Origin of the sequence: Pseudomonas putida NBRC 14164 (genome assembly GCF_000412675.1) — a bacterium.
Classification (GTDB): domain Bacteria; phylum Pseudomonadota; class Gammaproteobacteria; order Pseudomonadales; family Pseudomonadaceae; genus Aquipseudomonas; species Aquipseudomonas putida.
In genome coordinates this window covers 1897535-1910117 of sequence record NC_021505.1, presented here as the reverse complement: position 1 = coordinate 1910117, position 12583 = coordinate 1897535, and the positions used below count along the sequence as shown (strand labels likewise).

10 protein-coding genes are annotated in these 12583 nt (G+C 62.1%); 8 read left to right on the top strand and 2 right to left on the bottom strand.

From position 1 onward, the window contains the following. Positions 1-72: 72 nt before the first annotated feature. Entirely contained in the window at positions 73-1515 is a 1443-nt protein-coding gene (locus tag PP4_RS08375; RefSeq protein WP_016498756.1) for a SulP family inorganic anion transporter, read from the bottom strand. Positions 1516-1598: 83 nt separating this feature from the next. Beyond that, the gene (locus tag PP4_RS08370) at positions 1599-3308 is read right to left on the bottom strand and encodes a S8/S53 family peptidase (RefSeq protein WP_016498755.1); all 1710 of its coding nucleotides are present in this window, start codon (positions 3306-3308) and stop codon (positions 1599-1601) included. Positions 3309-3436: 128 nt separating this feature from the next. Between PP4_RS08370 and PP4_RS08365 the strand changes: the two genes are divergently transcribed. The 8 genes from PP4_RS08365 to nuoF all read left to right on the top strand — a co-directional run bounded on the left by PP4_RS08365 (position 3437) and on the right by nuoF (position 12495). Next, on the top strand, positions 3437-4201 hold the full coding sequence (locus PP4_RS08365) for a secretin N-terminal domain-containing protein (protein WP_172488770.1): 765 nt from the start codon (positions 3437-3439) through the stop codon (positions 4199-4201). A gap of 493 nt (positions 4202-4694) precedes the next feature. Then, a complete protein-coding gene (aceA, locus tag PP4_RS08360; protein ID WP_012273289.1) occupies positions 4695-6020 on the top strand; it encodes an isocitrate lyase in 1326 nt (441 codons plus the stop codon). A gap of 592 nt (positions 6021-6612) precedes the next feature. Next, positions 6613-7275 carry a lysoplasmalogenase gene (locus PP4_RS08355; protein ID WP_041167659.1) on the top strand — a complete coding sequence of 221 codons (663 nt, stop codon included), beginning with the start codon at positions 6613-6615 and terminating at the stop codon, positions 7273-7275. Between the two features lie 381 nt (positions 7276-7656). After that, positions 7657-8070, top strand: a complete 414-nt coding sequence (locus tag PP4_RS08350) for an NADH-quinone oxidoreductase subunit A (RefSeq protein WP_003251427.1) — start codon at positions 7657-7659, stop codon at positions 8068-8070. Positions 8071-8080: 10 nt separating this feature from the next. Next, positions 8081-8758 carry a NuoB/complex I 20 kDa subunit family protein gene (locus PP4_RS08345; RefSeq protein ID WP_012313769.1) on the top strand — a complete coding sequence of 226 codons (678 nt, stop codon included), beginning with the start codon at positions 8081-8083 and terminating at the stop codon, positions 8756-8758. Positions 8759-8837: 79 nt separating this feature from the next. After that, the gene (gene nuoC, locus PP4_RS08340; protein ID WP_016498752.1) at positions 8838-10619 is read left to right on the top strand and encodes an NADH-quinone oxidoreductase subunit C/D; all 1782 of its coding nucleotides are present in this window, start codon (positions 8838-8840) and stop codon (positions 10617-10619) included. A gap of 2 nt (positions 10620-10621) precedes the next feature. Then, entirely contained in the window at positions 10622-11119 is a 498-nt protein-coding gene (gene nuoE, locus PP4_RS08335) for an NADH-quinone oxidoreductase subunit NuoE (protein ID WP_012273294.1), read from the top strand. Beyond that, positions 11116-12495, top strand: a complete 1380-nt coding sequence (gene nuoF, locus PP4_RS08330; protein ID WP_016498751.1) for an NADH-quinone oxidoreductase subunit NuoF — start codon at positions 11116-11118, stop codon at positions 12493-12495. The genes nuoE and nuoF overlap by 4 nt, the downstream gene beginning before the upstream one ends. The last annotated feature ends 88 nt before the right edge of the window (positions 12496-12583 follow it).

Genomic DNA, 12583 nt, shown 5'->3' with positions numbered 1-12583 from the left:
ATGCCCGGGCCTGCGGCGATCCTGTGGGAGCGGGCATGCCCGCGAAGAGGCCGGCACGGGTGACAACCAGGCTCAGTGCTGCTCACCTGCCCGCTTCAACAGTTTCTTGCACCGCTCTGACAAATGCACCACGCGCAAATGCTTGCCCGCCTTCGCATACCGCTCACGCAGGGTCCTGAGCGCCGCAACCGCCGAATAATCGACAAAGCTCAAATGTTGGCAATCCAGCGTGACCTTGTCCGGGTCCTGGGCCGGGTCAAACTGGTTGAGGAACGAGGCGGTCGAGGCAAAGAACAGCGTGCCATGTACCTGATAACGCTTGCCGCCTTCCGCATCCTCATGGCTGTCCGCATAGAGTTCCCGCGCATGCTGCCAGGCAAAGTTCAGCGCCGCGATGATGATGCCGAACAGCACCGCCATGGCCAGGTCGGTAAACACGGTGACCACGGTCACTGCAATGATCGCCAGCACATCGTTCACCGGCACCTTGTGCAGCACCCGCAGCGACGCCCAGGCGAAGGTCTGCTGAGCCACCACGAACATCACCCCGACCAGCGCCGCGAGCGGAATACGCTCGATCAGCGGCGACAGGAACAACACGAACAGCAAGATCATCACCCCGGCTACTACCCCGGACAGCCGGCCGCGGCCATTGGAACTGAGGTTGATCACCGTCTGGCCGATCATTGCGCAACCGCCCATCCCACCGCACAGGCCCGAAACCATGTTCGCCGCGCCCAGTGCCACGCACTCGCGGTCCGGGAAGCCACGGCTCTCGGTCACTTCATCGGTCAGGTTGAGGGTGAGCAAGGTTTCCAGCAGACCGACCATGGCCATCAGCACGGCGTAGGGGGCGATGATCTTCAGGGTTTCCAGGTTCCAGGGCACATCCGGCAGTGCCAGCCCCGGCAGGCCACCGGCGATATGCGCCATGTCGCCCAAAGTGCGGGTGGGCAGGTCGAGCAGGTACACCAGCAGGCCCACGCCAAGGATCGCCACCAACGCTGGCGGCACCGCACGGGTCAGTTTCGGCAGCACGTAGACCACCGCCATGGTGAGTGCCACAAGGCCGATCATCAGGTACAGCGGCGCGCCGCTGAGCCAGTGCTCACCCGCCTTGAAGTGCTCAAGCTGCGCCATGGCAATGACGATGGCCAGGCCGTTGACGAAGCCGAGCATGACCGGGTACGGCACCAGGCGTACCAGCTTGCCCAGCCGTAGCAAGCCGAACAGGATCATCACCACGCCACCCAGCAAAACCGTGGCCAGCAGGTATTGCGCGCCGTGCTGCACAACGAGTGCCACGATCACCACCGCCATCGAGCCGGCCGCGCCGGAAATCATCCCCGGTCGACCGCCAAACAGCGCCGTAAGGGTGCAGATGACGAACGCGCCATACAGGCCCATCAGCGGATTAAGGTGCGCCACCAGGGCAAAGGCGATGCACTCGGGCACCAAGGCAAACGAGGTGGTCAGGCCGGCGAGCAGGTCGGCGCGTAGTCGGGCGGGTTTCATGGGTTTCCTGTGGGGCAGTACGGGCGGACGTTACAAAAACGAGGGGCGCGATGTTACGGAATTTGTCTGACAGCGGCCACCGTTCAGCGCACCCGCTCCCGGCTCTGCACTGCCAGGTCCAGCGCGCGCTGCATGTCCAGGCGCGCCGAACGCCCCAGGTCGGGGTGGTTCAGGCGCCCACCACGCTCCGAAGGCAGGATCGGCGCCGTCAGGTCTTCGGCATCCATCGCCTCGAAATCCTGCTCGGTACCCAGGGTCAGGGCACTGCGCCGCAACAGCATGCGCACCTGTTCCGGGGTGAGGGCCGGGTTGATCGACAGCATCGCTGCCACGGTGGAAGTCACCAGGGGTGTTGCGTACGATGTGCCGCAATGCGCAGCCGGGGCAGCCGCCGGGCGTATGCAGGCAGCAGCACTGACATCCACGCGCATGTCGATGTTGGAACTGTGGCGCTTGCGCACATGGTCGGGGGCTTCGACCGCCGTCGCCTTGTCGCTGCGCTGGTGCCCGCCCACCACCAGCAGTTGTTCGGTGATGAACGACGACGGCAGGCGGTATTCATCGGTACCTGACCACGACGCACCGTTGCCCGCCGAATTCACCACCACCACATCCGGGTGCTCTTTGCGCAGCCAGAGGAAGAACTCCTCAAGCAACTCCTCGTAGCCACTCATCGCCAGGCCGGAACGCACCAGCGAATCGACCTCATCACCGTTGACGTCGCGTGCGCCGACCCGGTGGATGCCCCAGCTCCAGTTCAGCACCCGCACGCCATCCTCGACCAGGTTCACCGATGCAGCGATGTTGGCGGTGATACCTGCATCCGAGTTGCGCTCTACAATCACCTCGAAGCCAGGGCTGTGCTTGCCCAGCCCCGGCAAAAATCCCTCACCCTGCGCGGCGAGAATGCCTGCGACATGGCTGCCATGGCCTGTCGCGCGATCCCCGTCGCGAGCGTACAGGCATGTCTGGCCCTGCTCGCAGCCGCCTCGGTATTGGCTGAATCCAGGGGCATCAAAGTCCACCTCACGCTCGATTACCCCAACCCGCACGGGCTGCACCGGCAAGCGCGAAGCGCCAATCCGTCGCTGGTAGAAATACAGCGCGTCCATGAAGCGGTTGGCGGCCCATTCGTCTGCCTGGTCTATGGCGCGAGTGTCGCGCCCACTTCCCTCTTCCTCACCCTCCGGGGCGGACTCCTCGACAATTACGGCATCCACGCTGACCTCACTACCCATGCGCAGGATCATCGCGTCACGCTGCACCAGGTCGTCCACCGGCAAGCGCAGCTGGTAGACATTGAGCGGCGGTATGGCACCGACCACCTGGGCGCCGTATTTACCGGCAATGCGCCGGGCCTCGCCAAGGCCGTCGTGTTGTTCTTCGATCAACAGGCTGACCAGGTCGACATAGGTAGTCAGGCCATCCATGTTCTTCGCCACTTCATCAGGCCCTGCGGCGACAACATGACTGCGCTGGCGGGTCAGCCATATCGGGTTGCTGGTGCGGCCATCAAATTCCAGCCAAAGAGGCGCGCTGCGCTGGGCTTTTTTCGCCAGGTTCAGGGTAAGCCGGTCACCTTTGCGCTCGATATCGGCTGCTGGCAGTCGCACACCGCCAAGCCATACCGTTGGCACATCTGCACCGAGCCCCTCGGCACGCAGGCACCATTGCTGCCCGCCTTCGCCGGGCAGGTCGCCGCAACGCTGCAGTTGCTTGATGCGCAGCGTATCCGGTGCAGCCTGTGCACCAAGGCTGCAAAGCCATAACAGCAGGATCAGACCACCCCTCATGCAATCACCCCACGCGTTCCCTGTGAGTGCGACTGGCGGGACAACTCAAAGGTTCATCCACGGCCAGCAACTGCCTCAACAGCGCCGGCGTGATCCAGATCCGGCAGGAAGCCGGCAAATTTGCCATCATGTTGATTCCACCTGCGGAGATCATGGACATGCCGCTACGCCCCCTTTTCACTTCCCTGCTGCTGCTTGCCAGCCTCGCCGCCCAGGCCGCTACCGAGGTGGTGCCGCTGCAGCACCGCGCCAGCGCCGAACTATTGCCTGCCGCGCAGGCATTCATCGGCAAGGACGGCACGGTGAACGCCTTCGAGAACAAGCTGATCGTCAACGCCAGCCCCGAGCGCATCGACGACCTGCGCGCCTTGCTGCAGCAACTGGACACCGCTCCCAAGCGGCTGCTGATCAGCGTCGACAACAACGACAGCAACTTCCAGGACAACCGCGGCAACGCACGCATCATCCACTACGGCACCAGCAACCGCGACGGCGGCATGCAGCAGGTGCAGGCCAGCGAAGGCCAGCCTGCGCTCATTCAGGTTGGCCAGAGCATCCCGATTACCAGCACCAGCACCGACGGCTATGGGCGCGTACAGAGCAACACCGAATACCGCAATGTGACCCAAGGCTTCTACGTCACGCCGAGCTTGAGCGGTGACACGGTTCGTCTGCAAATAAGCACCAATAATGACCGCATCAGCCAGGAACGTGCAGATGTAGTGAACGTGCAAAGTACCGACACGACAATCACCGGCAAGCTCGGCGAATGGATCACCCTGGCCGGCTACAACCAGCAGAGCCAAGCCGACCGCAACGCGTCAAGCCGCAGTTACAGCACCCAGCGCGGTGAAAACATGACTTTGCGTGTAAAAGTCGACCTCCTCGACTGAACCCAGGCAACTCAAGGCCTCGACCAAAGGCCTAGAAACTGACCGCCAAGTCGCATTAGACCAAAGATGTAGTAAGTGAAAAAAGTCACTACAAAACATTTGACAGGGTCTTTTTCCCAAGGGCATGATGGCCTCGCTCCCGCTAATCAGGGGCCCTGGCAAGGGCCTTCGAGGCGTGCTCCTCCCACCCCTGGAGGCGCCTCGTGTCTATACGGCCCACAAGGCGGTTCGACGGGATTGCGACTGCAACGAAGAAGTTGTCCCGAGGGACGGAAGCGCATCACCGCAGTACTGGCAATCGCGTAGCACCGCAGCAAGGCAACCACGAGCCGACCTGCCGGAGCACACCTTCGCCTGGCCTGCCCACCCTTCCCCCTTCGAGCCTTCGCGTTCGCCGCCGCACTCCTTAGAACAGGACAGCCGCCAAGCACCCTGATCTGCACCCGAGCATCAGCACAATTAACCCAAGATCGATGCGACGAGGTTTATTTCCATGGCACTGACACGCGAACAGCAAATTGCAGCCCTCGAGAAAGACTGGGCCGAGAACCCGCGCTGGAAAGGCGTGACCCGTACCTACACCGCCGCTGATGTCGTTCGCCTGCGTGGCTCCCTTCAGCCAGAGCACACCCTGGCACGCCAAGGTGCAGAAAAACTGTGGAAGCTGGTCACCCAAGGTGCCCACCCGTCCTTCCGCCCAGAAAAAGATTTCGTCAACTGCATGGGCGCCCTGACCGGCGGCCAGGCAGTACAGCAGGTAAAGGCTGGCATCCAGGCCATCTACCTGTCCGGCTGGCAGGTTGCCGCCGACAACAACTCGGCCGAGTCCATGTACCCTGACCAGTCGCTGTACCCGGTTGACTCGGTACCGACCGTGGTCAAGCGCATCAACAACTCGTTCCGCCGCGCCGACCAGATCCAGTGGAAAGCCGGCAAGAACCCGGGCGACGAAGGCTACATCGACTACTTCGCGCCGATCGTGGCAGACGCCGAAGCCGGTTTCGGTGGCGTACTGAACGCCTACGAGCTGATGAAGAACATGATCGAAGCAGGCGCCGCTGGCGTGCACTTCGAAGACCAGCTGGCCTCGGTTAAAAAATGCGGCCACATGGGCGGCAAGGTGCTGGTACCAACCCAGGAAGCCGTACAGAAGCTGGTGGCCGCGCGCCTGGCAGCTGACGTGTCGGGCGTACCGACCATCATCCTGGCCCGAACCGACGCCAACGCCGCCGACCTGCTGACCAGCGATTGCGACCCGTACGATCAGCCGTTCGTGATTGGCGAGCGTACCCGTGAAGGCTTCTACAAGGTCCGCGCCGGCCTCGACCAGGCCATCTCCCGCGGCCTGGCCTACGCGCCATATGCCGACCTGATCTGGTGCGAAACCGCCAAGCCGGACCTGGACGAAGCCCGTCGCTTCGCCGAAGCGATCAAGAAGGAGTACCCGGACCAGATCCTGTCGTACAACTGCTCGCCTTCGTTCAACTGGAAGAAGAACCTGGACGACGCCACCATCGCCAAGTTCCAGCGCGAGCTGTCGGCCATGGGCTACAAGCACCAGTTCATCACCCTGGCTGGCATCCACAACATGTGGCACGGCATGTTCAACCTGGCGCACGACTACGCCCGCAACGACATGACCGCCTACGTGAAGTTGCAGGAGCAGGAATTCGCTGACGCCAGCAAGGGCTACACCTTCGTGGCGCACCAGCAGGAAGTGGGTACTGGTTACTTCGATGACATGACCACCGTGATCCAGGGTGGCGCATCGTCGGTGACTGCCCTGACCGGCTCGACCGAGGAAGAGCAGTTCCACTGATAGCGGCTTGCCGCTGAAGAAAGGCCCAGGGCTGCGAACGCGCTGGGCCTTTCTTTTTGTCGATACCAGACCGACCAGAAATGCACGGAACCTGTAGGAGCGGCCTTGTGTCGCGAAAAGGCTGCGGTATGTCAGTGCTTCATTGTCATTGTTCAATCCCCTGAAAATTCTCTAATGCCTGGGCCGACCCTTTCGCGGGCACGCCCGCTCCCACAGGTACTGCGCAAGTCTTGGAGCCCGTGGTGATCCTGTGGGAGCGGGTTTACCCGCGAAGAGGCCCATCAGGCGATACATCGCTCAAGCCTTGGTGCAACTGGGTGCATGACTGGAGATTAATCAAGAGCAGTGATGCAACCTTCAATATCGAAGAAGACAGACAAGGCGGGCAGCGGCAGCCTCACAGGCGTGACTGGCCCGAAACAGATGTAGGAGCAGCCTTGTGCTGCGAAGCGCCGCGCGGGCGGCGCTCGATCTGATAGGCGCTGCATTCCTTTCGCCATACCCATGGCAGCCCCCACTCAAACCAATGGCGTCACCAGCAAACCCCACAATCACGTCTATGCTTGAGGCAGCACAGCAGCAAGGACCGCCCATGCCTCGTCCAAGCCACCTGATGATTCTGGCCCTGGCCGCCGCCACCCTCTATATATATGCACTGGCCAGCGACAATACCCTGGTCGCACTGCTGGCCAAACCCGTTCCCGTCCTGGCGCTTGTCGCCTGGCTGCGCGGCGCCCCGGCCACACCTTATCGGAAGTGGATCTCGATCGGCCTGGGCTTTTCGGTAATGGGTGACATACTGCTGGCCATCCCCGCCGACCTGTTCGTATTCGGCCTGGCCGCCTTCCTCTGTGCCCACCTGGCTTACCTGCGCGGCTATTGCGGCATTACCCTGCGCCCCGCCCTGCCCGCACTGATCTTCAGCGCGATCACCGGCATGGCGCTGCTCGGCGTACTGGCCAGCCACGGCCTCGGCCCGTTGCTGATCCCGGTCGCGCTGTACGCCCTGGCCATCAGCGCCATGCTCTGGCGCGCCCTGGCCTGTGGCGGGCTGGCCGCAATCGGCGCCGGCCTGTTTGTGCTCTCCGACAGCCTGATCGGCATTGACCGCTTCGTCAGCCCGTTCGCCGCCGCGCCGTACCTGATCATCCTCACCTACTGGCTCGGGCAGTGGGCGATTGCTTCATCAGCCAGTCACCGCTCAACCGATAAAGTATTGACCCAGAGCGGTGCGCGCAGTGTCGGAAGCTGCTAGAACAGGAGTCTTTCGCATTTGCAAGTAGAGGGAATCGCCGGATGAACTTTACAAGGCGCAGAACAGCCAAATTACATAGCATCAGGTCAAATGATACTAATTATCATTACGCAACTTGTAATTCGTTACCAGTCGCAAGAAACATAATTAACAAAACCGCACGCAATGCCCGAATTTCAAGGCTTTCAGCCATTTACGAGTGCCTTTTGTTCTTAATCCTACGAATAAATTTGCGACAGAAATTTTACTTGCACCGGGTTTACCCATAAAATCAGCGCGATTGATTCAGCTGCGACATTTGGTCACTGCACCTGCGACACCACGTCGCCGCTCTACTTATTTCAGACTGCAGAGCTGGGTCTCTGTATAAGGATCTCTAGCATGTCCGATTCGGCAGGACTCATCGCCCACAACTGGGGCTTTGCCATCTTCCTCCTGGGTGTCGTCGGCCTGTGCGCCTTCATGCTCGGCCTGTCCAGCCTGCTCGGTAGCAAGGCCTGGGGTCGCGCCAAGAACGAACCCTTCGAATCCGGCATGCTGCCCGTCGGCAGCGCCCGCCTGCGCCTGTCCGCCAAATTCTATCTGGTCGCGATGCTGTTCGTGATCTTCGATATCGAAGCCCTCTTTCTCTTTGCATGGTCTGTGTCCGTCCGCGAAAGCGGCTGGACCGGGTTCGTCGAAGCTCTCGTTTTCATAGCAATTCTGTTGGCAGGTCTTGTCTACCTATGGCGCGTCGGTGCTCTTGACTGGGCTCCCGAAGGTCGCCGCAAGCGGCAAGCGAAGCTGAAACAATGAGGCTTTGGCAATGCAATACAATCTCACCAGAATCGATCCGGATGCGCCTAACGAGCAGTACCCGGTAGGTGAACGGGAAACCGTCACCGATCAGCTGCTAGAGGACCAGGTCCACAAGAACATCTACATGGGGAAACTCGAAGATGTGCTGCGTGGCGCGGTCAACTGGGGTCGCAAGAACTCCCTCTGGCCGTACAACTTCGGCCTGTCCTGCTGCTACGTGGAAATGACCACGGCCTTCACGGCACCCCACGACATCGCCCGCTTCGGCGCCGAAGTCATCCGGGCCTCGCCGCGTCAGGCCGACTTCATGGTCATCGCCGGTACCTGCTTCATCAAGATGGCGCCGATCATCCAGCGCCTCTATGAGCAGATGCTCGAGCCGAAATGGGTCATCTCCATGGGTTCGTGCGCCAACTCCGGTGGCATGTACGACATCTACTCGGTCGTTCAGGGGGTCGACAAGTTCCTCCCCGTGGACGTCTATGTGCCTGGCTGCCCGCCACGCCCTGAGGCTTTCCTGCAAGGCTTGATGCTGCTGCAGGAGTCGATCGGCCAAGAACGACGCCCGCTTTCCTGGGTTGTTGGTGATCAAGGTATTTACCGTGCCGAGATGCCAGCCCAGAAAGACCTGCGTCGTGAGCAGCGCATTGCAGTAACCAACCTGCGCAGCCCCGACGAAGTCTGATCCAGCGACCTGCCGCCCGCTCCCCCTGGACCCGGCGGCCTGGCTTCATTCTTAACGTTGACCCAAAGCGACCGAGACCATGACAGCGGACAACGCTATTTTTATTCCGCCCTACAAGGCTGACGACCAGGATGTGGTCGTCGAACTGAACAACCGTTTTGGCGCCGAAGCATTCGTCGCCCAGGAAACCCGCACCGGCATGCCCGTGCTGTGGGTCAAACGCGCCCAGCTCAAAGAGGTGCTCAGCTTCCTGCGCGGTGTCGCCAAGCCTTACAGCATGCTGTACGACCTGCACGGCGTCGACGAACGCCTGCGCACCCAGCGCCGTGGCCTGCCGGCCGCCGACTTCAGCGTGTTCTACCACCTGCTGTCGATCGAGCGTAACAGCGATGTGATGATCAAGGTGTCGCTGAGCGAAGGCGACCTGAACCTGCCGACCGTGACCGGTATCTGGCCAAACGCCAACTGGTACGAGCGCGAAGTGTGGGACATGTTCGGCATCGACTTTGCCGGGCACCCGCACCTCAGCCGCATCATGATGCCGCCCACCTGGGAAGGCCACCCGCTGCGCAAGGACTACCCGGCCCGTGCCACCGAGTTCGACCCCTACAGCCTGACCCTGGCCAAGCAACAGCTTGAAGAAGAGTCGGCGCGCTTCAACCCGGAAGCCTGGGGCATGAAGCGTCAGGGCGCCAACGAGGACTACATGTTCCTCAACCTTGGCCCCAACCACCCTTCGGCGCACGGTGCGTTCCGTATCGTCCTGCAGCTGGACGGTGAAGAGATCGTCGACTGCGTCCCGGACATCGGCTACCACCACCGTGGCGCCGAGAAAATGGCCGAGCGCCAGTCCTGGCACAGCTTCATCCCCTACACCGACCGTATCGACTACCTCGGCGGGGTGATGAACAACCTGCCGTACGTACTGGCGGTGGAAAAGCTGGCAGGCATCAAGGTGCCGCAGAAGGTCGACGTAATTCGAGTGATGCTGGCCGAGTTCTTCCGCATCACCAGCCACCTGCTGTTCCTGGGTACCTACATCCAGGACGTGGGCGCCATGACCCCGGTGTTCTTCACCTTCACCGACCGCCAGCGCGCCTACACCGTGATCGAAGCGATCACCGGTTTCCGCCTGCACCCGGCCTGGTACCGCATCGGTGGCGTCGCCCACGACCTGCCGCGCGGCTGGGAGAAACTGGTCAAGGACTTCGTCGACTGGCTGCCAAAGCGCCTGGACGAGTACACCAAGGCTGCCCTGCAGAACAGCATCCTCAAGGGCCGTACCATTGGCGTTGCCGCGTACAACACCAAAGAAGCCCTGGAATGGGGCACCACCGGTGCCGGCCTGCGCTCCACCGGTTGCGATTTCGACCTGCGCAAGGCCCGCCCCTACTCCGGCTACGAGAACTTCGAATTCGAAGTACCGCTGGCCCACAACGGCGATGCCTATGATCGCTGCATGGTCCGTGTCGAGGAGATGCGCCAGAGTATCCGCATCATCGACCAGTGCCTGCGCAACATGCCGGAAGGCCCGTACAAGGCGGATCACCCGCTGACCACGCCGCCACCGAAAGAGCGCACCCTGCAGCACATCGAGACCCTCATCACGCACTTCCTGCAAGTCTCGTGGGGCCCGGTCATGCCGGCCAACGAGTCGTTCCAGATGATCGAGGCGACCAAGGGCATCAACAGTTACTACCTGACGAGCGATGGCGGCACCATGAGCTACCGCACCCGGATCCGTACTCCGAGCTACCCGCACCTGCAGCAGATCCCTTCGGTGATCAAAGGCAGCATGGTTGCCGACCTCATTGCGTACCTGGGCAGTATCGACTTCGTTATGGCTGACGTGGACCGCTAAGCATGAACAGCACGCTTATCCAGACAGACCGTTTCGCCCTGAGCGAAACAGAGCGCTCGGCCATCGAGCACGAGATGCATCACTACGAGGACCCGCGCGCGGCGTCCATCGAAGCCTTGAAGATCGTCCAGAAGGAACGTGGCTGGGTGCCGGACGGCGCCATTCACGCGATCGGCGAAGTGCTGGGCATCCCTGCCAGCGACGTCGAAGGTGTAGCCACCTTCTACAGCCAGATCTTCCGCCAGCCGGTCGGCCGCCACATCATCCGCGTGTGCGACAGCATGGTCTGCTACATCGGCGGCCATGAATCGGTCGTCAGCCAGATCCAGAGCGAGCTGGGTATCGGCCTCGGCCAGACCACCGCCGACGGCCGCTTCACCCTGCTGCCGGTGTGCTGCCTGGGCAACTGCGACAAGGCCCCCGCGCTGATGATCGACGACGACACCTTTGGCGACGTGCAGCCTGCTGGCGTCACCAAACTGCTGGAGGGTTACGTATGACCATTACTTCCTTCGGCCCGGCCAACCGCATTGCGCGCACCGCCGAAACCCACCCGCTGACCTGGCGCCTGCGTGACGACGGCGAGCCTGTGTGGCTTGCCGAGTACCAGGCCAAGAATGGCTACGCCGCTGCCCGCAAGGCACTGGGCGAGATGTCGCAGGACGACATCGTGCAGACAGTGAAGGACTCCGGCCTGAAGGGCCGCGGTGGCGCAGGCTTCCCCACTGGCGTGAAGTGGGGCCTGATGCCCAAAGACGAATCCATGAACATCCGCTACCTGCTGTGCAACGCGGACGAAATGGAGCCGAACACCTGGAAGGACCGCATGCTGATGGAGCAACAGCCCCATCTGCTGGTCGAGGGCATGCTGATCAGCGCCCGCGCGCTGAAGGCCTACCGTGGCTACATCTTCCTGCGTGGCGAATACACCACCGCAGCGAAAAACCTCAACCGCGCCATCGATGAAGCCAAGGCCGCCGGGCTGCTGGGCAAGAACATCCTGGGCTCCGGTTTCGATTTCGAGCTGTTCGTGCACACCGGTGCCGGCCGCTACATCTGCGGTGAAGAAACCGCACTGATCAACTCGCTGGAAGGCCGTCGCGCCAACCCGCGCTCCAAGCCGCCCTTCCCTGCAGCCGTCGGCGTGTGGGGCAAGCCGACTTGCGTGAACAACGTCGAAACCCTGTGCAACGTGCCGGCCATCGTCGCCAACGGCAACGACTGGTACAAGTCGCTGGCCCGCGAAGGCAGCGAAGACCACGGCACCAAGCTGATGGGCTTCTCTGGCAAGGTGAAGAACCCGGGCCTGTGGGAGCTGCCGTTCGGCGTCACCGCCCGCGAGCTGTTCGAAGACTACGCCGGTGGCATGCGCGACGGCTTCAAGCTCAAGTGCTGGCAGCCAGGCGGCGCCGGTACCGGCTTCCTGCTGCCCGAGCACCTCGACGCGCAGATGTACGCCGGTGGTATCGCCAAGGTCGGCACCCGTATGGGCACAGGCCTGGCCATGGCGGTGGACGACAGCGTCAACATGGTCTCGCTGCTGCGCAACATGGAAGAGTTCTTCGCCCGCGAGTCGTGCGGCTGGTGCACGCCATGCCGTGACGGCCTGCCGTGGAGCGTGAAGATGCTGCGTGCACTGGAAAACGGGCAAGGCCGTGCCGAAGACATCGAGACGCTGCTGGGCCTGGTCAACTTCCTCGGCCCAGGCCGTACCTTCTGTGCTCACGCACCGGGTGCCGTCGAGCCACTGGGCAGTGCCATCAAATACTTCCGGTCCGAGTTCGAGGCCGGTGTCGCTCCAGCATCCGCGGGTGACACCCTGCGCCCAGACCTGGCCAAGCCAATCCAGGCCGGGCCGATCGTGGTCGGCGCATAACAAGATGATTAGGCGGGTGGTCCGTGCCACTCGCCAGCTTGCCGGCAGGCCCGATTCATTCGCGGCGTGTCGCAAGCTCACCGATTTC